Origin of the sequence: Polynucleobacter sp. JS-JIR-II-50 (assembly GCF_018687895.1) — a bacterium.
Taxonomy (GTDB): domain Bacteria; phylum Pseudomonadota; class Gammaproteobacteria; order Burkholderiales; family Burkholderiaceae; genus Polynucleobacter.
The window spans coordinates 147,802-170,096 of the sequence record NZ_CP061307.1 but is presented as its reverse complement, the minus strand read 5'-3'; the positions used below and the strand labels follow the sequence as shown (position 1 = coordinate 170,096).

Annotated in this window: 20 protein-coding genes; 4 read left to right on the top strand and 16 right to left on the bottom strand. The window is 46.3% G+C overall.

Translation table 11 applies throughout. The features are described from left to right. Positions 1–4: 4 nt before the first annotated feature. From FD963_RS00945 to bioB, 15 genes are all read right to left on the bottom strand, one after another. Entirely contained in the window at positions 5–862 is an 858-nt protein-coding gene (locus FD963_RS00945; RefSeq protein WP_215362534.1) for a cell division protein FtsQ/DivIB, read from the bottom strand. Next, positions 859–1,800, bottom strand: a complete 942-nt coding sequence (locus FD963_RS00940) for a D-alanine--D-alanine ligase (RefSeq protein ID WP_215363746.1) — start codon at positions 1,798–1,800, stop codon at positions 859–861. Before FD963_RS00940 ends, FD963_RS00945 begins: the two co-directional genes overlap by 4 nt. A gap of 64 nt (positions 1,801–1,864) precedes the next feature. Continuing rightward, positions 1,865–3,301 (bottom strand): UDP-N-acetylmuramate--L-alanine ligase, encoded by a 1,437-nt coding sequence (gene murC, locus FD963_RS00935; RefSeq protein WP_215362533.1) that lies wholly within the window; start codon positions 3,299–3,301, stop codon positions 1,865–1,867. After that, positions 3,298–4,371 carry an undecaprenyldiphospho-muramoylpentapeptide beta-N-acetylglucosaminyltransferase gene (murG, locus tag FD963_RS00930; protein WP_215362532.1) on the bottom strand — a complete coding sequence of 358 codons (1,074 nt, stop codon included), beginning with the start codon at positions 4,369–4,371 and terminating at the stop codon, positions 3,298–3,300. Before murG ends, murC begins: the two co-directional genes overlap by 4 nt. Further along, positions 4,368–5,639, bottom strand: a complete 1,272-nt coding sequence (ftsW, locus tag FD963_RS00925; RefSeq protein ID WP_215362531.1) for a putative lipid II flippase FtsW — start codon at positions 5,637–5,639, stop codon at positions 4,368–4,370. Before ftsW ends, murG begins: the two co-directional genes overlap by 4 nt. Further along, positions 5,636–7,216 carry a UDP-N-acetylmuramoyl-L-alanine--D-glutamate ligase gene (gene murD, locus FD963_RS00920; RefSeq protein WP_215363743.1) on the bottom strand — a complete coding sequence of 527 codons (1,581 nt, stop codon included), beginning with the start codon at positions 7,214–7,216 and terminating at the stop codon, positions 5,636–5,638. The genes ftsW and murD overlap by 4 nt, the downstream gene beginning before the upstream one ends. Positions 7,217–7,268: 52 nt before the next feature. Then, on the bottom strand, positions 7,269–8,438 hold the full coding sequence (gene mraY, locus FD963_RS00915; RefSeq protein ID WP_215362530.1) for a phospho-N-acetylmuramoyl-pentapeptide-transferase: 1,170 nt from the start codon (positions 8,436–8,438) through the stop codon (positions 7,269–7,271). Continuing rightward, complete coding sequence (murF, locus tag FD963_RS00910; protein ID WP_215362529.1) at positions 8,429–9,877, bottom strand: UDP-N-acetylmuramoyl-tripeptide--D-alanyl-D-alanine ligase; 1,449 nt, start codon at positions 9,875–9,877, stop codon at positions 8,429–8,431. The genes mraY and murF overlap by 10 nt, the downstream gene beginning before the upstream one ends. Then, a complete protein-coding gene (locus tag FD963_RS00905; RefSeq protein ID WP_215362528.1) occupies positions 9,877–11,427 on the bottom strand; it encodes a UDP-N-acetylmuramoyl-L-alanyl-D-glutamate--2,6-diaminopimelate ligase in 1,551 nt (516 codons plus the stop codon). The genes murF and FD963_RS00905 overlap by 1 nt, the downstream gene beginning before the upstream one ends. Next, the gene (locus tag FD963_RS00900; protein ID WP_215362527.1) at positions 11,424–13,196 is read right to left on the bottom strand and encodes a penicillin-binding protein 2; all 1,773 of its coding nucleotides are present in this window, start codon (positions 13,194–13,196) and stop codon (positions 11,424–11,426) included. The genes FD963_RS00905 and FD963_RS00900 overlap by 4 nt, the downstream gene beginning before the upstream one ends. Further along, positions 13,193–13,459, bottom strand: coding sequence for a cell division protein FtsL (gene ftsL / locus FD963_RS00895; protein ID WP_215362526.1), 267 nt, complete (start codon positions 13,457–13,459; stop codon positions 13,193–13,195). Before ftsL ends, FD963_RS00900 begins: the two co-directional genes overlap by 4 nt. Then, positions 13,456–14,406 carry a 16S rRNA (cytosine(1402)-N(4))-methyltransferase RsmH gene (rsmH, locus tag FD963_RS00890; RefSeq protein ID WP_215362525.1) on the bottom strand — a complete coding sequence of 317 codons (951 nt, stop codon included), beginning with the start codon at positions 14,404–14,406 and terminating at the stop codon, positions 13,456–13,458. Before rsmH ends, ftsL begins: the two co-directional genes overlap by 4 nt. Positions 14,407–14,418: 12 nt before the next feature. Next, positions 14,419–14,847 (bottom strand): division/cell wall cluster transcriptional repressor MraZ, encoded by a 429-nt coding sequence (gene mraZ / locus FD963_RS00885; protein ID WP_068320686.1) that lies wholly within the window; start codon positions 14,845–14,847, stop codon positions 14,419–14,421. 304 nt (positions 14,848–15,151) lie between these two features. Continuing rightward, positions 15,152–15,781: a 2-polyprenyl-3-methyl-6-methoxy-1,4-benzoquinone monooxygenase gene (gene coq7, locus FD963_RS00880; RefSeq protein ID WP_215362524.1), complete on the bottom strand. Its 630-nt coding sequence runs from the start codon at positions 15,779–15,781 to the stop codon at positions 15,152–15,154. A 12-nt stretch (positions 15,782–15,793) separates the two neighbouring features. Beyond that, entirely contained in the window at positions 15,794–16,843 is a 1,050-nt protein-coding gene (gene bioB / locus FD963_RS00875; RefSeq protein WP_215362523.1) for a biotin synthase BioB, read from the bottom strand. Between the two features lie 89 nt (positions 16,844–16,932). On the opposite strand from bioB, the gene bioA reads away from it, so the two are divergent. The 4 genes from bioA to FD963_RS00855 are packed head-to-tail and all read left to right on the top strand — an operon-like array spanning position 16,933 to position 21,479. After that, positions 16,933–18,279 carry an adenosylmethionine--8-amino-7-oxononanoate transaminase gene (gene bioA, locus FD963_RS00870; RefSeq protein WP_215362522.1) on the top strand — a complete coding sequence of 449 codons (1,347 nt, stop codon included), beginning with the start codon at positions 16,933–16,935 and terminating at the stop codon, positions 18,277–18,279. Beyond that, a complete protein-coding gene (bioF, locus tag FD963_RS00865) occupies positions 18,276–19,514 on the top strand; it encodes an 8-amino-7-oxononanoate synthase (RefSeq protein WP_215362521.1) in 1,239 nt (412 codons plus the stop codon). Before bioA ends, bioF begins: the two co-directional genes overlap by 4 nt. Beyond that, positions 19,507–20,226 (top strand): dethiobiotin synthase, encoded by a 720-nt coding sequence (bioD, locus tag FD963_RS00860; RefSeq protein WP_215362520.1) that lies wholly within the window; start codon positions 19,507–19,509, stop codon positions 20,224–20,226. Before bioF ends, bioD begins: the two co-directional genes overlap by 8 nt. A 56-nt stretch (positions 20,227–20,282) precedes the next feature. After that, positions 20,283–21,479: a M20 aminoacylase family protein gene (locus FD963_RS00855; protein ID WP_215362519.1), complete on the top strand. Its 1,197-nt coding sequence runs from the start codon at positions 20,283–20,285 to the stop codon at positions 21,477–21,479. Between the two features lie 20 nt (positions 21,480–21,499). Here FD963_RS00855 and FD963_RS00850 read toward each other — a convergent pair whose 3' ends face one another. Then, positions 21,500–22,276, bottom strand: coding sequence for an enoyl-CoA hydratase (locus FD963_RS00850; protein WP_215362518.1), 777 nt, complete (start codon positions 22,274–22,276; stop codon positions 21,500–21,502). Positions 22,277–22,295 lie beyond the last annotated feature (19 nt).

Genomic DNA, 22,295 nt, shown 5'->3' with positions numbered 1-22,295 from the left:
TTCCTCATTGCTTCAGCTCACTTTTTTTGCCATCTACATCATTCTTTTTCAAACTTGCAGATGCAAGATGAACTGCAAAACCATTTGCATATCGCAAATCGACTGCATCTACTCGATTCGCCCACTTCTCTTGTACTTGTGGCCAATATTTAAATAAACGCGCCACACGTTCTTCCGTTAAATTTTTGTCTGAGCTTTCCTCATCGCGGCCAAACTCTACTTTCATTCCGTTTGAGAGCTTAACGTGCCATGCATAACGCTCAGTCAGTGCAAGGCTAGTGACTTCTGCGCCCCATGGCTTAAACCAGTTGTTTGCTTTTTCATAAAGACTCATGACTTCTTTGCCAGCATCTTCAGGGCCGGAGAAGTCAACTAAACGCACATCCTCACTCACCTCAGTAACGCGCCCAGTAAAGAGCTCACCATGGGTATTCATTAGGGTGTGGCTCTCAGCGCCACCCCAAGTACCAAAAGGCTTCTGCTCTTCGATACTCACCACTAGACCATTTGGCCATACGCGACGGACATTGGCATGTCGTACCCAAGGCATACTTTCAAAGCCTCGCTTTACATCCTCTAAGCGAACGCTGAAAAAATTACCCTGCACTGTTTCTAAAACTTGTTGCTTAACAATAGGCTTGTTAATGTGTTTCAACGTTTGGCCAGCAACCGGTTCAATCTGAATCTGCTTTAAAGCGAAAACTGGTCGCTGACTTAGCCAAACCAAAATACCAATGACGAGCATCACCACGAAGCCGCGCAGCAGGAAACGACTCAGCCTCTCCATGCGCTCCGCATGATTCCAAAGCGGAGACATCAACATAGAGAAAATTTCACCGAAGCGATCCATGAAATTGCTCATGCAGCAGTACCCTCTTTTTGCTGCAACGTTTGACTGAGCAACCAAAGCACTAAATCTGCATACTCAATACCAGCAGCCTTCGCAGCCATTGGCACCAAAGAGTGAGAAGTCATTCCAGGGGAGGTATTCATTTCCAATAAGTAAGGCTTGCCGGTCTTTTGATCCAGCATCACATCAGCGCGACCCCATGTACGACAACCCAAAGCCTTATATGCAGCCAAAGCTAATTCCTGAACGGCAGCATTCACCTCAGGCGCAAGCCCAGTAGGGCATAAGTACTGAGTTTCGTCAGAGAAATACTTATTATGAAAATCGTAATTTGCTTGTGGTGGAATGATTTTGATCACCGGTAAAGCTTCGGCCGTCTTGCCTTGACCAACTAGCGGACAAGTTAACTCATCGCCAATGATGCAAGTCTCTGCAATCACTTTTTTATCTAATCCAGCGGCAAGCTTGTAAGCAGCCGGCAACTCTTCTGCGGACTTCACTTTTGTTAAGCCCAAAGAGGATCCTTCATGGGCTGGCTTCACAATCATAGGCAAACCAAGATGCTTCACGACCGCATTCCAGTCGCTATCAGCAGTTAATTCCTCATACTCAGGAGTCGCGAGTCCATTACTAATCCAAACTTGCTTGGTGACAATTTTGTCGATTGCTAGAGCAGAGGCTAAAACGCCACTGCCTGTGTAAGGCAACCCTAACAACTCCAGCAACCCTTGGATGGTTCCGTCTTCACCAAAGCGGCCATGCAAGGAAATGAATACGCGATCGAAGTTTTCTTTAGCCAATTCTGTTGGGCAACGTAAGCCTGTATCAAAAGCGTGAGCGTCGACACCTTTTGATCGCAATGCTTCCAATACGCCATTACCTGACATGAGAGAAATTTCCCTCTCGCCAGATTTACCACCCAGCAAAACGCCAACGCGACCAAAAGACATCGGCTCTAAGCTAGCTAAGCCAGACTGAACGCGTTCACCCCAAGAGCTCAAATTAGCGCCTACCTTAGACATGCTTCGCCTCCGACAACGTATGTGGCAAAGCAGAAATTGATCCTGCACCCATCGTGATTAATACATCTCCATCTTTTAAAACTTGACTCAACTTTTCTGGCATTTCTGCAACATTTGCAGCATAGGCAACTGCGCACGAATCTAATAAGGCTTTGGAATGCTTATCTTCAGCGGTAGCAGCCTTCATCAAACTCTTACTATCAGCCCCCGGAATTTTTGCTTCGCCCGCTGGATACACATCAGTCAGTACTAAAGCATCAAAATTTTTGAGCACTTGAACAAACTCGCCAAAGCAATCACGCGTTCTAGTAAAGCGATGTGGCTGGAATGCCAAGACCAAGCGACGATCTGGGTAGGCACCTCTTGCCGCAGCCAAGGTTGCAGCCATTTCTACGGGGTGATGGCCATAATCATCAATCAAGGTAAAGCTACCACCAGCTGCCAGAGGAATCTCCCCATAACGTTGGAAGCGACGACCAACTCCGCTAAATTCTGAGAGAGCCTTAGTGATCGCTTCATCACCCACACCCAACTCTGTAGCGATACCAATTGCAGCCAAGGCATTACGCACGTTATGCAATCCAGGTAGGTTCAATGTGATATTGAGTGGCCCAGGCTTATTACCATGTCTGCGCACCGTGCGACGATCAACTGTGAAATGCATCTGTGTGCCATCTGCGCGTACATTGCTTGCGCGAATATCCGCATCCTCTGACAGACCATAGCGAAGTACTGGCTGAGATACAAATGGAATGATGTCGCGCACATTGGCATCATCGATACAAAGCACTGCCACACCATAGAACGGCATACGCTGAATAAACTGTACAAATGCCTGCTTTAATCTGGCCATATCGTGCTGATAGGTATCCATATGATCAGCATCAATATTCGTTACCACTTCCATAGCTGGAAATAATTGCAAGAAAGAGGCATCTGATTCATCCGCCTCAACCACAATAAAATCTCCCTGGCCCAAGCGCGCATTGGCGCCTGCGGAATTGAGTTTGCCGCCAATCACAAATGTAGGATCTAGACCACCTTCAGCTAAAACGGATGCAACTAAGCTGGTAGTAGTTGTTTTGCCATGCGTGCCAGCAATTGCAATGCCCTGCTTTAGACGCATCAACTCACCCAACATGACTGCCCGCTGAATCACCGGCACCTTTGCTGCGCGTGCAGCCAAAACCTCTGGGTTATTGCCTGCAACAGCAGTGGAAATCACTACCGCCTCCGCAGTACCAATATTTTTAGGGTCATGCCCAATATGAATGACTGCGCCCAACTCTTTTAGACGCTTTGTAACTGCTCCATCAGCTAGGTCAGATCCTGAGACTTGATACCCCAAGTTCAATAGCACTTCAGCGATGCCACTCATGCCAGCGCCACCGATACCGATGAAGTGAATTTGCTGAACGATATGTTTCATATACCTACCCCCGCGCAATCGGCGCATACCTCAGCTACACGCTGGGTAGCATGAGGCTTTGCTAAAGCATGCGCACGTAATGCCATCTCTTTTAATTCTGTGCGATTGAAGTTTTGAAGCATCACCGCTAAATCTTGGGGGTTCAGCAATAGCTGCGGCAACAAAATAGCTGCATTCGAATTTGCCAAAAACTGTGCATTCGCAGTTTGGTGATCGTCAATCGCAAATGGAAATGGAATAAGACAAGAGGCGATGCCACAAGCTGCTATTTCAGAAACTGTCATGGCGCCTGAGCGACAAATCACCAAATCGGTCTGTGCATATGCAGCAGGCATGTCATCAATAAAAGGGCGAATATCTGCGGTTACACCTAAGTCAGCATATCGCTTCTGTAGATCTGCTAAATGCTTATCGCCCGCCTGATGAATCACCTTGGGACGTGACTCAGCCGGAATCAACGCTAGAGCAGCTGGAATGTTTTCATTCAGGGCTGCGGCTCCCAAGCTGCCGCCCACGACCAAAATAGATAAGGGTCCTTGACGCTGATCATAACGAGCTGCGGGTGCAAGCATATGATCAAACTCTTCGCGGATCGGATTGCCAACCCACTCTGCCTGCGCCATCGTCTCTGGAAACCCAGTTAAAGTCCGCATGGCAATTTTACTCAGCGCACGATTAGCGCTACCAGCGACTGAATTCGCTTCATGCAAAACCAATGGACGCTTCAAAAGCTTAGTGATCAAACCACCAGGGAAAGTAATGTAGCCGCCCATACCTAAAACCACATTAGGTTTTAGGCGACGCATAATCTTCCAACTTTGATAGCAAGCGCGCATAAGATTAATAGGCAACATCAACTTTGCTTTTAATCCCTTGCCACGTAGACCACCGAACTCGACCGCCTCAAATGGGAAATCACAAGACTTCACGAGGCGATACTCCATGCCAGCTTGATTACCCAACCAAGAGACCTTCCAACCGCAAATCCGTAAATATTCAGCGACAGCAAGGCCCGGAAAGATATGTCCACCAGTACCGCCAGCCATCACCAAGATTGAGGGTTTAGTCAAAGCTTCCCTCCACGCATGAGGATGCGATTTTCAAAATCAATACGCAGCAACATTGCAACGGCAACCGCGTTCATCAAAATTCCTGAGCCGCCGTAACTTACCAATGGCAAGGTCAAGCCCTTCGTTGGAAGCAGGCCAAGGTTTACGCCCATATTAATGAAGGCTTGCCAACCAATCCAAATGGCAACCCCTTTAGCGGCAAGACCTGCAAAGCTACGATCCAACTGCAAAGCAGTGCGGCCAATTAAGAAGGCACGACGTACGATCCAATAAAACAAGAAGATCATTACCACCACACCAACAAATCCCAACTCTTCGCCAATCACAGCCATGATGAAATCGGTATGCGCTTCTGGTAAGTAGTGCAATTTTTCTACACTCCCACCAAGCCCTGTACCGAACCATTCACCGCGACCAAATGCCATCAATGAATGGGTTAACTGATAGCCTTTATTGGCGGCGTTATCTACTTGCCATGGATCCATAAAGGCCAGCATGCGTCCACGACGAAATGGAGAGAGCGCAATCATGGTTGCACCACTCATCAAACCAACGAGGATCAAGCCGCCAAATAATTTAGCATTGATGCCGCCCAAAAAGAGAATGCCGAACGCAATCAAAGCAACCACTACGAATGCACCCATGTCTGGCTCAGCCATCAACAGACCGCCAACCAGGGCAACTGCAATACCCATTGGTAGCATACCCTTCACAAAGGAGTGGAGATATTCCTGACGTTGTACGGTATAGCTTGCAGCAAATATCACAGCAGCAAATTTCATCAACTCGGATGGCTGAAAGTTCATCAAGCCCAAAGGAATCCAACGCTTTGCACCATTCACGCCCTTACCTACACCAGGAATCAAAACGGCAATCAGCAATAAAACGGTAAATCCGAAAATGACTGGTGAATAACGATCCCATACTTTGGTAGGAATCTTAAAAGCCCAGATACCGACACCAATCGCAATCACCAAAGAAATCACGTGACGAATGAGGAAGAAGTTACTACTGTAATTTGCATACTTCGGTCCATCGGCCAAAGTAATAGAGGCGGAGTACACCATTACAAGACCAATCAACATCAGAGACAGAATTGCCCATACGAGCAACTGGTCATAGTCCATCATGCGTGAACGGGTTTGCTCTACGCCTGAAACAGCATCACGCAAACCAGTGCGGAAGTTATCAATTCCACCTCTTGAAAAATTCCAGAAACGATTCAGCCCAAGTCGATTTTCAGGAAAGAATTTTTCTTTTAAGTTCATACCTGAACCCCTTCAAAACGCATGCCCAACTCTTCAACCTCTGCAGCAAATACTTGGGCACGCTCAACATAGTCACGGAACTGGTCTAAGCTTGCGCAAGCTGGAGACAACAACACCAAATCTCCGGATACGGCATGATTAGCGGCAGCTTGAACTGCAGAAGTTAAATCGCCACAATTTGTACTTTGAATTCCAGAGCCAAGAGCCTCACCAATTGCAGCGCCATCTTTGCCGATTAAGAAAGCGCCCTTTACAAAACGTAAAGCGGGTTCACGTAATGGACCGAAATCCTGACCTTTGCCATCGCCACCAGCTATTAACCAAATGCGCTTGCCAAACTCGTTACTGCCCAGGCCATTCAATGCAGCGACAGTCGCACCAACATTAGTACCCTTGCTGTCATCTACATACTCAACATCTTTAACAATCGCAATACTTTGCACACGATGCGGCTCACCATGGTAATCACGTAAGCCATGTAACAGTGCGTTCATAGGTAAATTAGCAGCACGTGCTAAGGCTAGGGCTGCAAGCGCATTTAATGCATTATGTCGGCCACGTATTCTTAAGGCGTCAGCTGGGATAAGACGCTTGAGGCGTAACGGCTCCTCTTCAATAACTGCAGATTTGCGACGACGCTTAGGCTTGGGCTCAACATCTTCATCTACCTCAGCCCATACCAGCCAATCAATTCCACCCGCACGTAAGTCATGCTCAATTCCAAAAGCGCCTTGCTCGTCTGGGCGATTAGAGCCAAAGGTCACAATGGCTCTCTCTGCTTTTTGCTCTTCAGACAGCAGCCCCATCACAAGAGAATCATCGCGATTCAAAATACAAACTGTATCAATACCAAATATCCGTGACTTAGCTTGCGCATATCCTTGCATATCGCCATGCCAATCTAAATGGTCTTGGGTAATATTCAATACTGTTGCTGCCGTAGCATTCAAAGTATGGGTATAGACCAACTGAAAGCTAGATAGCTCCAAGACCCAAACATCCGGCATATCTACGATTTGATCGGCAATATCTAAGCAGCTCATGAGCTTATCTAATGCTGCAGGACTAATATTTCCTGCAACAGCAACTTTCTTACCGGCGCGCTCACAGAGTTGTCCGGTTAATGCGGTAGTCGTTGTTTTACCGTTGGTGCCAGTGACAGCCAATACTGCAGCTGCATAACTCAACTCTTGAGCTTGCGCCATACGACTTAAAGCAGAAATTGCGCGAGCAAAAAATTCAATCTCACTCCACACATCAATTTCAGCCTGTTCAGCCTTAACCAAGAATGCATAAGTTGGGTCTTGCACCGGAGAAAGTCCCGGGCTAATACCAATTACATCAATATTGTTGAGCAAGCTCTCATCTAAAGGACCAAAACAAATATCTTTGAGGCCCGCAGTCCGAAGCTCTTCCAGCCAGGCATTTTGACGCTCAGTAAAAGAGGATTGCTCGCGCGTATCCGCTAAGCGAACTTCGGCACCATTTCGCAGGCACCACTTCGCCATAGCTACACCAGACTCACCCAATCCCAAGATAAGAAATCGGTTTGGAGCTTGGTAACCTTCATCACTCATGAAAGCTGCATTTGCAAAGGTATTTTCTAAAATCAACATATTTACTTTTGGATCACCGTAACTTCAAGCTAGATAAGCCAATTAAGACTAGGAGGATGGTAATAATCCAGAAACGCACAACCACTTGCGTCTCCTTCCAACCACCCAATTCAAAATGGTGATGTAATGGCGCCATCCGGAAAATACGACGGCCCTCTCCAAAATGTTTTTTAGTGAGCTTGAACCAAAATACTTGGAGCATTACCGAAACAGTCTCGGCAACAAAAATGCCGCCCATCACAAACAACACAATTTCTTGACGAACAATCACGGCGATAGTGCCAAGCGCTCCGCCCAAAGCGAGTGCGCCAACATCACCCATAAACACTTGTGCTGGGTGTGTGTTAAACCAAAGAAAGGCTAAGCCAGCACCGCCCATAGCACCACAGAAAATCATGAGCTCACCAGCACCTGGTATGTAAGGAAAGAGTAGATACTTTGCATAAATCGCATTACCCATCACATAAGCAAAAGCACCTAAAGCAGCGCCCACTAAGATCACCGGCATGATGACAAGACCATCAAGACCATCGGTCAAATTCACTGCGTTACTACTGCCCACGATTACTAAATAGCTCAAAATAATGAAGCCCATCACACCCAATGGATAACTCACTTCTTTCATGAAGGGCAGCAGTAAATTGGTTTTTGCAGGCAGATCTAAAGCAAATCCACTTCTTAACCATTCATAAAATAATTGCAATACTTTTAGGTTATTTACTTCAGAAACCGAGAATGCAAGATAAATAGCGGCAAATAAACCAATTAAGGTTTGCCAGAAGAACTTCTCTCTTGAAGCCATGCCTTTAGGATCTTTGTAGACCACTTTGCGATAGTCATCTACCCAGCCAACTAAACCAAAACCAAAAGTCACAATCATCACAATCCAAATAAATCGATTGCTGAGATCGGCCCACAACATGCATGAGATAAAGATGCCGATCAAAATCAAAACACCACCCATAGTTGGGGTGCCTGATTTCACTAAATGGGTTTGTGGTCCATCTGTGCGGATTGCCTGGCCCATTTTCAGAGCACTTAATTTGCGAATCACCCAAGGTCCAGCCGCCAAACCAATCAATAGTGCAGTCACCGTTGCCATCACCGCCCTGAAAGTGATGTAATTAAATACTCGGAAGAATCCGAAATCATCTTGCAACCATTGCGCCAACATTAAGAGCATGTTTTAGCCTCCTCTAACAAGGCCTGCACTACACGCTCCATGCGCATAAACCGTGAACCTTTAACCAAAATATTTAAGTGTTGATTGCTACCGCTGGACTGGGCATGCAAAGCATCTCTTACCTGCATGATGAGGCTATCCATATCGGCAAAATGCGTTGCGCTAGATGCAGCCGCACTATTACCAACAGCCCCATTAAATCCCTGAAGAGCAAATTGGCATTGCTCCCCCAAAGCAAATAGTTTTGAGATTCCTTGCTCAGCAGCATAGGCACCTACCTCACGATGGAACTCGGGGCCCTGATTGCCAACCTCACCCATATCACCCAAGATCAACCAAGATAAATTACCGGATTGTTTTAAGGCATCGATAGCGGCCCTTACAGAATCTGGATTGGCGTTATAGCTATCGTCAATTAAGGTGTGATGTGAATCAATCACCTTTGCCTGCATGCGCCCATTTACTGGCGAGAATGACTCAAGACCCTGCTTAATTTTTTCGAGGCTTATACCTGCTGCAATACCAACCGCACTCGCCGCCAAGGCATTGCGAACATTGTGACTGCCCAAAGTATTTAATTGAACCTCGATAGTCCCTTGTTCGGTTTTTATGTGAACGAGCCCATTATTTAATAAGCTTCCAGTCACTGCGGCTGCCGTTGTGGTGTGCGCAGATGACAACACAAAATCGATAACCTTGCGGCCTGCGGCAGCCTGGTGCCAAACACTTGAAAATTCTGAGTCTGCTGGGAATACTGCAATACCATCGCTTGGCAAAGCACGAATAGCATCTGAATGCTCTTCTGCAACTGCCGCCACCGTAGCCATAAACTCTTGATGCTCACGCTGGGCATTATTAATTAATGCGATATTTGCCTGCGCAATCGCAGCTAACTGCGCTGTTTCACCAGGATGATTCATGCCAAGCTCAACCACAGCAAGGCGATCCGTTGCACGCAATTTCAACAGCGTTAATGGCAAACCAATATCGTTATTCAGATTTCCCTTGGTAACTAAAGTGTGCTGCTCACCAACTGCTGCTTTAAAAATTGAAGCGATCATCTCTTTAACGGTGGTTTTACCGTTGCTACCAGTAACCAGCGCCAATGGAATGGGATGATTAGCCCGCCATGCTTTTGCTAAATTTCCCAAACCAACACGGGTGTTTGAAACGCAAATAGCAGGTAAATCCGGCGGACATTTATCTTGCGCGCTAATTAGAACAGCGCTAACTCCTGCCTTAGCGACATCGGATAAAAAGTCATGTGCATCAAAGCGCTCACCAACTAAAGCAACAAATAATTCATTACGATCGATCTGGCGACTATCAGTACCCACTCTAGAAATAGTAACTGCCCGGGCAGCTTGTGCAGAAGTATTCAGTAATTTACTTCCAGGCAACATTGCCTGTGCTTGTGCAAGGGTGGTCATGATTGACATCAGACTCCACCTCCAGCGGCTAAGCGAATATGCTCTTGATCAGAAAAATCAAATTTCTTACCATTAGTTTCTTGAGTAGTCTCATGACCCTTGCCAGCAACCAACACAATATCCCAAGCATCCGCACGACGAATTGCAGCCATGATGGCAGATGCACGATCAACAATGACTTGAACGTTCTTTGCATCCTTGCTAATACCACTGCGCACCATCTCCATAATGGCTTGTGGATCTTCTGAACGAGGATTGTCACTTGTAATCAGAATATGGTCGGCATTGCGCTCTACTACAGCACCCATTAGCGAACGCTTGCTAGCATCGCGATCACCGCCACAACCAAAGACGCACCAAATTTTTCCACCGCGCTGCTTAGCAATGGGGCGCAATGCTTGTAAGGCTTTCTCTAAAGCGTCGGGGGTATGGGCGTAATCCACAACCGCTAATAAACCCTCTGTCTTTTGAGATTTCCCCAAAGGAATTAACTCCATACGACCAAGCACTGGATTTAATTGACTCACTTTTTGAGCGGCTACTTCAAAGCTCAAACCCTGTGAAAGTAATACCGTCCAAACTGCAAGCGCATTACTTAAATTAAACTCACCGAGCAAAGGAATATGCAATTGAACACTTCCCACTCCATCAAAAATGAAGCTTGCGTTGTAACCCGCTCCACTCAGCAAAATATCTTTTGCATAGATACGAGATAAACAATCACCAAATTTTTCAAATCCTTGGAACGCAGATTGAGATAGCGCATATGCCCAGACCTTCAAGCCCTCTTTTGCCAACAAGTTCATGGCAAGCTCACGACCAAAAGCATCATCCAAATTAACCACTGCGTGCTCAAGGCCGGTTTGCTGAAATAATTTAGCCTTTGCTTCAGCGTAATCAGCCATGCTGCCGTGGTAATCCAAATGATCCTGCGTCAGATTCGTAAATACTGCACAGTGAATATCTATTCCAGCGATTCTCTCTTGATGCAAAGCATGCGAAGATACTTCCATCGCAACTTGTTTAGCTCCAGAGCTGCGCAACTCTGCTAACTGCGTTTGTAATTTAGGTGCATCTGGAGTGGTATAGCCAGTTTGAACCAATGCACCTGGGAACCCAGTGCCTAGGGTGCCTAAAACTGCAGTGCGATGACTACTTGTATCTAAGGCTTGGGCCAACCATTGCGTGATGCTAGTTTTGCCATTAGTACCAGTAACGCCAATGATTTTTAATGCTCTACTCGGATGACCATACCACTGTGCGCATAGCTCACCTGCTTTTCTAGCAAGATGTTCAACCGCAAAACATTGCGGATGATCTAAATATTGCTGATCTGCACCCGCTGGATCGAAGACCACTGCAGCTGCACCACCCTCTAATGCCGCATCAATAAATTGACGGCCATCGCGCAAGGCATTGCCATGACCTACGGGATATGCAAAAAAGATATCGCCAGACTGAATCTGGCGACTATCCACACATACTTTTGCGGAGGAGTTCGCTAGAGTATGTAAGTGGTCAATCAAATGATTGGTGTCTATTTTCAAATCCACCCTCATCGCTTCAAAACCACATGTTGAGCGTGTGCAGCTACCGGCCGAATTTCTTCTGGAGCTTTATCTTCCAACACCATTTGCTTAACTTTATTGTCTGGCAAGACATTCAATGAACGGAGCGTCTCCCCAACAATTGTCGAGAATACAGGTGCCGCAACATCACCGCCGTAGTGACTTCCGCCAGTAGGCTCATCAATCATTACTGCAACCACAATACGTGGCGCACTAATAGGAGCAAGTCCAGCAAAGTAAGCACGATAAGAATTGCCATATCCTTTGCCAACTAATTTGTGAGCAGTGCCTGTTTTTCCGCCAACCCGATAACCTTCAGCCTGCGCTTTGACTGCAGTTCCCCCAGGCTCAGTAACTGCTTCCATCATGTTGCGCATTTCAATGGCAGTTTTTGGTGAGAGCACTTTAACGCCTGGCTTGAATTCAGGACTACGCTCAATCGTAAGAGGAACTAATTCACCATCACGCGCAAAGACTGTGTATGCGCGCGCCACCTGAAAGAGTGACGCAGAAATACCATAACCAAAAGCAATACGGGCTTGATCGGTAGGCATCCATTTTTTGAAAGGATGCACTGTGCCCGCAACAGCACCAGGGAAACCAATTTTTGGTGCCTGCCCCAAGCCAACAGCAGTATAAAAATCCCACATTTCTTCAGCAGAAAGATTATTCATGGCAATCTTTGCAGTACCGATATTGCTAGACTTTTGAATAATTTGTGCGACTGTTAGATTTCCATAAGGATGGGTATCTGTAATAGGCTTAGGACCCACTAAATACTTTGCACCAATCACCATATTGGTATCAGGCTTGACTACGCCTTTTTCCAAAGCAATTGAAATGGTTAGCGGCTTCATTGTTGAGCCAGGTTCAAAGGTGTCAGTCAATACGCGATTACGTAATTGCTCGCCCGTTAAATACCTTCGATCATTTGGGTTGTAGCTTGGGTAATTTGCCAATGCCAGAATCTCGCCCGTTTGGGTATCGAGCACTACAGCGCCACCCGCTTTCGCATGGTGCTTTTCAACTGCGTCTTTAACAGCGTTATAGGCCAAGAACTGAATCTTGCTATCAATAGATAGGTTTAAATCTTTTCCATTTTGTGGCAACTGTAAGATCGCAACATCCTCAACAACACGGCCCAAGCGATCAACCACCACACGTCTTTGACCAGGATGACCAGCAAGCTCATTCTCACGGGAAAGTTCCATGCCTTCCTGACCTTTGTCATTCACATTCGTAAAGCCAACCACGTGCGCCATTGCCTCGCCTTCTGGGTAGAAGCGACGATATTCATTATTCAAACCAATGCCAGGGATCTCTAGCTGCTTAATTTGCTGCGCTACAACTGGATCTACTTGACGCTTTAAGAAAACCTGTTTCCGCTCTTCTTTCAATTTTTTGCGCAGATCGGATTCACTCATTTGCAAAAGACTTGCTAATTTCTGCACTTTATCTGTAGCCAAATCATCTGGAACGGTGTCGTTATAGGCAATCACCGACTTGGCTTCCAAGCTCGTTGCAATCACTTGTCCATTACGATCCAAAATTTTTCCGCGACTAGCGGGTAGCTCCAACTCGCGCTGAGTGCCACGCACACCCTTGGCTTCGTAGAATGCATTCCCTGGTCCCTGAATCCAAAATGCGCGTAGCAGCAACATCATGAATACAAAGAACAAAAGGAATAGCATCAAACGCGACCGCCACATTGGCAAGCGCAAGACTAAATTTGGTGTCGTAGAGAAGCCAACCGGTCTCATTTCGCCTCCTTCAGATACAAGGTGCGCTCAGGAGAAATCGGAGACATATGCAATTGATTGCGAGCAACGTCGCGAATACGTGCAGACTTTGATAAATTCCGCTGCTCATACTCTAAGCGTAACCATTCTTGGTTTAACTTGCGCTCTTCTATCTGTGCGCGCTCTTGAAGGATGAATAATTTACGTGCACGCTGTTGAGCAGCAACCAGAGATAAAGCGCAAATTAATAGCAATGCGAGCAAAGTCAAGGTAGCGCGATTCATCCTGACACTCCCATGCGCTTTTCAGCTACGCGCATGATTGCTGAGCGGGCCCGAGGATTCTCAGATACCTCAGCATCACTTGGCTTAACGCGGCCAATAATTTCTAGGGCGCTTTGTGGCAAATCTTTTTCACGCAATGGCAAACCGCGGGGCACTTCGACTTTTGCATGCGCTTGCATAAACTGCTTCACGATGCGGTCTTCTAGCGAATGAAAACTAATCACCGCAAGTCTTGCGCCGGGCTTTAATAATTTCAAAGCTGCTTTTAAGCCAAGCTCTAAATCTTCTAACTCGCGATTAATAAAAATACGCAATGCTTGAAAGGTTCTTGTGGCAGGATCTTGACCGACTTCGCGCGTGCGTACTACGCTCGCAACTAGAGTTGCTAACTGGGTGGTCGTTTTGGGGCAAAGGCCTTCTTCTCGCTTGGCCACAATAGCTTTTGCGATCTGAAATGCAAAGCGCTCTTCTCCGTAAGTCTTAATCACGTGAGTGATTTCCTCCGGTGATGCCTGCTCCAACCACTCTGCTGCAGTTAAACCATGATCGGTATTCATGCGCATATCGAGCGGGCCTTCTCGACGAAAAGAAAATCCCCGGTGCGCCTCGTCCACTTGGGGCGAACTGATTCCCAAGTCCAACAAAATTCCATCGACTGATTCCACTTCCGCGTACTGATCCATCTGCGCAAAACTGTCGTGCACGATTTTCAAACGTGGGTCGTTGATTTTTTGCGCCACTGCAATCGCATCCAAATCTTTGTCGAAAGAAATCATGCGCGCCGAAGGATTCAACCCCTTGAGCAAAGCTTGTGTATGACCGCCGCGCCCGAAGGTTCCATCGATCACCAAAATTTTGTTTTCTGTATTTTGATTCTGAATCAGTGGACCGCCAACTAGCGCCGTCACCGCCTCGGCCAGTAACACTGGGCGATGAGTTATGTTCATGGCACCCTGTCATCAAAAATTAAATTGCTTGAGCGCTTCAGGCATGCCTTGCGCAATCGCAGCCTGTTCTTTTGCAGCGTATGTAGCTGCGTCCCACAACTCCAAGTGACTTCCCATACCGAGCAAAATCACTTCTTTTTCAATTCCGGCAGCAGCACGCAACTCTGGACTCACTAGCACGCGACCTGCACTATCCAAATCCATTTCTGCTGCGTTGCCTAAAAAAATACGGCGCCACCAATGGGCATCCATCGGAAGTTGCGCAACTCTTGCTCTGAAGGTTTCCCACTCAGGCCTTGGGAAGAGAAGTAAGCAGCCATCGGGGTGTTTTGTAAGCGTGATGCGGCCCTCGCCTTGAACCAACAAGGCGTCACGATGCTTAGCCGGCACAGACATGCGGCCTTTTGCATCTAAATTGAGAGCTGACGCACCTTGAAACACCATTTACCCCACTTTTTCACACTTCCTCCCACTTTAGAGGATCGCACTAAGAGGGTCAAGTGTTTTTAGGAGTTTTTTTAGGAATTTCTCTAGTGTTTACAAACACTTAGCGTCATGTGTTGAGAAAATGGTGATACTAAAATAGCTACTTGAAACAATGGCTTGGAAAATATACTTAAGAATAGATCTTAGCTATTTAGCTAGATAATGCCCAAATATACTGTATTTAAAAACAGTAATGCTTAAGAAAATATATCAAAAATTAATCAGAAATAGATTTTGAAAATGAAATCAGATTTCCGTATTAAATTTTATAAGCAGTGGTGGTCATTACCTTGGATATCGCCTGCATTATTTTTTGAATCGGTTCAGGTAAATTTGCACCGCCAGCATTTTTTGCAGCTTGTCCGTGAGCAATTTCATCGATGCGCATTTGATCGACAATTGCACGCGATCGCTGATCTTCTTTTGGTAATTTTTCGAGATGACTTTCTAAGTGATTCTCGACTTGTTTTTCTGTTTCAGCAACAAAACCCAAGCTCCACTTATCGCCAGCTAAGCCAGCTGCCAGGCCGATCGCAAAGGATCCTGCGTACCAAAGTGGATTAAGATAACTAGTATGTGATCCTAGCTCTTGAAGACGAGTTTCACACCAAGCAAGGTGATCCATCTCTTCTTGCCCAGAGTGGTCTAACATCTCCTGAATTTCTGGATTTCGAGCAACTAATTTTTGTGATTGATAGAGTGCTTGTGCACAAACCTCACCCACATGATTGACTCGCATGAGTCCTGCTGCATGTTTGCGTTCGATAGCATCCAAACCAGAATTACCCCCAAAATCAGATCCTGGGGTGGGTCTATGGGCATGAGCACCGCCGACCACCGACCGAAGGGCGGTGTCAAACTCCAGAATGAGGCGATCTATTGGGGACATGCGCGTGGAAAACTAAACCAAAACCTCTGCTTTGCAGCTTTGTTTGGTCTTTAGGCCCAGCTCTGCCAATAGCTCACGGTCTTGTTCTGCCTCAGGATTGCCGGTAGTGAGTAGTTGCTCACCATAGAAAATCGAATTAGCTCCCGCCATGAAACACATAGCCTGGACTGCTCTACCAAGCTCCTGGCGACCAGCAGATAAACGCACACGGGCCTTAGGCATAGTGATCCTAGCAACCGCAATTGTTCTTACAAACTCGAGTGGGTCTAAGGGCTTTTGCTCAGCTAAGGGCGTACCGGCTACTGGCACTAGATGATTGATAGGAACGGATTCTGGATAAGGACTCAAATTAGCCAAGCGCGCTAAGAATGCAGCGCGTTGCTCTCTAGACTCGCCCATCCCCACGATTCCACCACAACAAACAGACATACCGGCGGCACGGACATTGGAAATTGTATCCAAACGGTCTTGGTAGCCTCTGGTTGAGATCACAGAACGGTAAAAATCTTCGCTCGTATCTAAGTTATGGTTATAAAAGTCTAGGCCAGCCTCTTGCAGTGCCTGGGCTTGATCTGCCTCCAGCATCCCTAAGGTGGCACAGGTCTCCAGACCCAAGGCTTTTACGCCCTTAATCATGGCAGTCACTTTTTCAATATCGCGGTCTTTGGGTTCGCGCCAAGCGGCACCCATACAGAAACGGTTAGAACCAGCCGCTTTAGCAGCTTTGGCAGCCTCTAAGACCTCTTCTAAGCCCATTAACTTCTCAGCCTTAACATCGGTGTCATAACGAGCAGCTTGCGGGCAATAACCACAATCCTCAGGACAGCCGCCCGTCTTAATTGACAGCAAAGTGGCTAATTCCACATCACCTTCTGGGAAATAGGCTTTATGAGTCTCTTGAGCCTTCAACATCAATTCATTCAAAGGGAGCGCAAATAAGGCTTCAATCTGAGCCACTGACCACTCGCCAGATGCCTCTACCCCTACGTTTATGCCCTGATGCAAATCCGCTTTAGATTTGAATTGGGTTAAGGGTTTTTCAATGGTTTGAGTGTCCTGCATGGGTAAATTCCAAAAAATGAGGGGATTCAAGTCATAAACATAACAGATACAGGCCTGAATTTGGAAAAACTAGTGGTCAAATATCAAACATGAAGGTTATTTCTGATTTAAATCAAGCTCCCCTCGTTGATCGCAGCCTTGCAGCCGTCTGGCACCCATGCACGCAGATGAAACAGCATGAGTCCTTTCCGCTGATTGCCATTACAAAAGGTAAGGGCGCTTGGCTCTATGACGAAAACGGAAAGGCCCTACTCGACTCCATCAGCTCTTGGTGGACCAATTTATTTGGCCACTCCAATCCAAGAATCAATCAAGCCATTACCACGCAACTCGAAAAAATTGAGCATGTGATGCTCGCTGGATTTACACATCCGCCTGTAGTGGAGTTATCTGAAAAACTCTCCGCACTTACCAACCACCATTTAGGCCATGTCTTTTACGCTTCCGATGGCGCGTCTGCAGTAGAAATAGCACTCAAGATGAGTCACCACTATTGGCAACTCAATGGCAAACCACAAAAGAAAAAATTTGTTTGCTTAGAGAATGGCTACCATGGAGAAACGCTTGGTGCATTAGCGGTAACTGATGTTGCGATTTTTCGAGAAGCCTATGGATCTCTCTTGCAAGATGTATTCACCATTGCATCGCCTGATGCACGCAAAGCAAAAACTAATGAGAGCGCAGAAGATGTAGCAAGAAATGCAGCAAAACAACTCGAAGAATTATTTGTAAAAGAACATGACAATATTGCTGCCATCATTGTCGAACCTTTGGTGCAGTGCGCAGGGCAAATGGCCATGCATTCTCCTGAATATCTTCGTTTAGTCAGGGATTTATGTGATCGCTATGAAGTACATTTGATTGCAGATGAGATTGCGGTAGGCTGTGGGCGTAGTGGTAAGTTCTTTGCCTGCGAACATGCGGGTATCTGGCCAGACTTCTTGACCCTCTCTAAGGGTATTAGCGGCGGCTATCTTCCGCTATCACTCTGCCTTACGACAGACCAGATATACCAAGCTTTTTATGGTGATCAAATCGAGCAAGGATTTTTGCATTCTCATTCTTATACTGGCAACCCACTAGCCTGTGCTGCTGCACTAGCTTGTCTAGAGATTTTCGAAACTGACAAAGTATTAGAAAAAAATATTGAGCGCTCAAAGGATTTAGCAAATGCATTTGCTTGGGCAAAAACGAATTCACGCATTGAACATTGGCGCCAACAAGGAATGATCTTGGCATTTGATATTAAGCATGAATTTCTTAAAAACCCTAAGACATTTTCGAGGTCGATGTTCTCAAACTGTTTAAGCCAAGGTGTATTGATCAGACCAATCGGCAATACTATCTACGTCATGCCGCCCTATATTTTGTCTCCACTAGAAACCATGCAACTAGGTAATGCTGTGCAAGTTGCCCTTGAGAAAACCTTGGCATGACGAACGCACATCAGGCCTTAAAGTTAGCGCAAGAGCAAATTGCAGAACTTGACTCACAATTGCTCAAACGCAAACTCAGGGCAACAGAATCTCCATGCGATACCAAAGTTTTAGTCGATGGACGCGAGCTGAAAGCGTTTTGTAGTAATGACTATCTAGGACTAGCAAACCATCCTGATTTAATTCAAGCACTTACTGAAGGCGCTCAGAAGTATGGGGTAGGCAGTGGCGCCTCCCATCTCATTAGCGGCCACAGCAGGGCTCATGAGCTGCTTGAAAACCAGTTAGCCTCTTTTCAGAAGCAGCACATTCCAAACGCGCGCGCCCTATTTTTTAGCACTGGCTATCTCTCGAACCTTACTGCCATCACAGCCCTGGCAAGACTTGCGCCACAAAAATCCACCAGCATTTATTCGGCAAAGCTAAACCATGCCTCTTTAATTGATGGGGTTCGTTTGGCGGCTGCGCAAACTCAAGCAAATGTCGCTCTGTTTGATCACACACAACTTGATTCATTAAACGAATTACTGAAAACAGATCAACATCCACTAAAGATTATTGTTACTGATGGCGTCTTTAGTATGGATGGTGATCTTGCTCCAGTAAAAGAATTATTAAAACTTGCTGAGCAATACGATGCACTGTTACTTGTGGATGATGCTCACGGTTTTGGAGTATTGGGCAAACAAGGTCATGGCATTTTGGAGCAGGAAAATATCTGCTCTGATCGCATTATTTATATTGGTACTCTTGGAAAAGCTGCAGGTGTCAGCGGCGCTTTTATTTGTGCGCAAGCGACTTTTATTGAGTGGCTTACTCAAAAGGGGCGCCCTTTTATTTACAGTACTGCAACGCCACCTGCGATAGCGCATACGGTCTCAAAGAGCTTGAAAATCATTGAGGGGGACGAGGGCAGTAATCGCCGCACTCAACTCAATAAACTCATTCGCATCTGGCAAGATGAAATGCAATTTTCTCAATGGGAAAAGGTATCCTCTTGCACTGCCATACAGCCCGTCATTTTGGGCAGTAATGCCAATGCTCTGCTCGCCGCTAAGTTACTTGATGAGGCAGGTTATTGGATTCCTGCTATTCGCCCTCCTACCGTACCCAATGGCAGTGCAAGATTACGCATTACGTTCTCTGCTAACCATGGCGAAGCAGATGTGCGTCTACTCATTGATACCTTAAAGACCATTGAGCAAACAGTCATTCAAAAGGGCTCTCATGAGTAAGGCCACAGGCTTCTTTGTCGCCGGTACAGACACCGAGGTTGGAAAAACGCTGGTGAGTGGCGCTCTCATTCTGAAATTGCGCGAACAGGGAATGAATGCGATTGGCTTTAAACCGGTTGTTGCTGGAACTTATCAAGATGCACAAGGCCACACCCTGAATGAAGATTTAGAGACACTGCGCATCGCCTCAAACCTCAGCTCCGAAGAGTTGAGTTTGTGTCCTTATGTATTGGATCGGCCGGCTGCTCCACATTTGGTAGCGGCTCATCAAGGGCTACAACTTGAAATGACTGTGATCTTGCAGAGTTTTCAAAATGTTCAAAGCCAGTCAGATTGCGTTGTGGTTGAGGGTGCCGGTGGTTTACTTATCCCACTAAATGACCGGGAAGATTTGGGAACTTTCTCCCAAGAAATTAAATTACCCATCATCCTAGTGGTGGGCATGAAATTAGGTTGCATTAATCACGCCCTCCTGACCTATGAGGCAATCAAAGCGCGCAACTTAAATATTGCAGGATGGGTAGCTAATACCCTATCCACAGAAATGCCTTTGCTTGAAGAAAATATTCAGACTCTGCAAGCCAGAATAGACACCCCATTTTTAGGCCTCATTCCAGCACTTCCAAAAGAACTCCAAAAAGCCGATAACAACCCATATTCAATTGAAGCCTTGAGTTTTGCTGCAAAGCACATTCAATTACCCAACAATTAATTTGCGGTAATTTAGCCCAAAAGGCATGTCCAAAGACTTTCGGATAAGATGAAGGGATGCATTTATCCCCAGAAATTATTGACTCCGCGGAAGCTATTCAAGAAATTCGACGCAATATTCATGCGCATCCTGAATTGCGTTTCGAAGAAAATCGCACTGCTGATCTAGTTGCAGAAGCGCTTTCTAGCTGGGGAATTACAGTCTATCGCGGCATGGGAAAAACGGGTGTCGTAGGTCGTTTAGATGGTGACTTAGGCCCCGGAAAAATGATTGGTTTGCGCGCTGATATGGATGCGCTTCCATTGCAAGAGCACAACAACTTTGCTCATGCTTCAACAAACCCCGGAAAAATGCATGCTTGTGGACATGATGGCCATACCGCAATGCTGCTTGGTGCTGCACAGTATTTATCAAATCACCGCGACTTCAAAGGCACGGTGATTTTTATTTTCCAGCCAGCAGAAGAAGGTGGCGCTGGTGCAAATGAAATGATTAAGGATGGACTTTTCAAAGAGTTTCCATGCGACGCAGTATTTGGCTTGCATAACTGGCCTGGCTTGGCAGAAGGTCACTTTGGTGTGACCTCCGGCCCAATGATGGCCTCAAGCAATACTTTTGAAATTACCATCACCGGCAAAGGCGGTCACGCCGCTCTACCCCACAATAGCGCAGATCCAGTATTTGCTGGCGCCCAAGTAGTGCTTGCATTACAAAGCATCATTACACGCAATAAGCGTCCTGTAGATGCTGCTGTTTTATCGATTACGCAATTTCATGCGGGCGAAACGAGTAATGTCATTCCGGATAGCGCCTTCATTGGCGGTACTGTACGTACATTTACTTTAGACGTCTTAGATTTAATCGAGCAACGTTTACGAGAAATCGCTCATAGCGTTGCAGGCGCATTTGATTGCCAAGCAGAAATTACGTTTTCCAGAAATTATCCGCCCCTCATTAATCATGCCAATGAAGTGGAATTCGCTACCGAGGTCATGAGTGAATTGGTTGGCAAGCAGAATGTAAATGCTTCAATTGATCCCACAATGGGCGCGGAAGACTTCGCATTTATGCTGCTAGAAAAGCCGGGCTGTTACGTATTTTTAGGCAATGGAGACGGCGATCATCGCTCGGTAGGGCATGGCATGGGCCCATGCCACTTACATAATCCCTCTTACGACTTCAATGACTCTTTAATTCCAGTCGGCGTGAGCTATTGGGTCAAACTAGCTCAACGCTTCCTAGAAAAAAATTAAATTCTTTTCAATTAGTTGAATTAAGAATTTGTAAATTTGGCTGGGCGTTTTTCCATGAATGCAGCCATACCTTCTTTCTGATCATTCGTTCCAAAGCAGGCATGAAAGAGGCGGCGCTCAAAATGAATACCTTCAGATAAAGTGGTTTCATAAGCAGTATTGATACTTTCTTTCACCATCATTGCAGTTAACAAAGGCATATCTGCAATTCCTTTGGCGATTGCTTTAACTTCTTTCAGCAACTCTGCTTGTGGGAAGATCCTGGCAACCAAACCGGAGCGCTCAGCTTCAGCGGCATCCATCATGCGGCCCGTCAAAGCTAGATCCATCGCTTTGGCTTTGGATACCGCGCGCGGTAAGCGCTGTGTACCGCCAGCGCCTGGAATAATGCCTAGCTTGATTTCAGGTTGCGAAAACTTTGCGTTATCTGCTGCCATGATCGTGTCGCACATCATGGCCAACTCACAGCCGCCGCCAAGCGCATAGCCAGAGACAGCAGCAATTACAGGCTTGCGTACTTTTTTGATCTCTTCCCAATTGCGGGTAATGAAATCGCCGCGATAAACATCCTTCAAACCATACTTAGCCATTGAAGCAATATCTGCTCCAGCAGCAAATGCCTTTTCACTGCCAGTAACGATCATGCAACCAATATTGTCGTCCGCATCAAATGCCAATAATGCAGCACCAAGCTCCTCCATGAGCTGGTCGTTCAAGGCATTTAACACCTCCGGGCGATTCAAAGTAATAGTGGCAACCTTACCATCCACTTCAGTCAAAATAGTTTTGTAGCTCATGAATTTCTTTCGGTGAAAA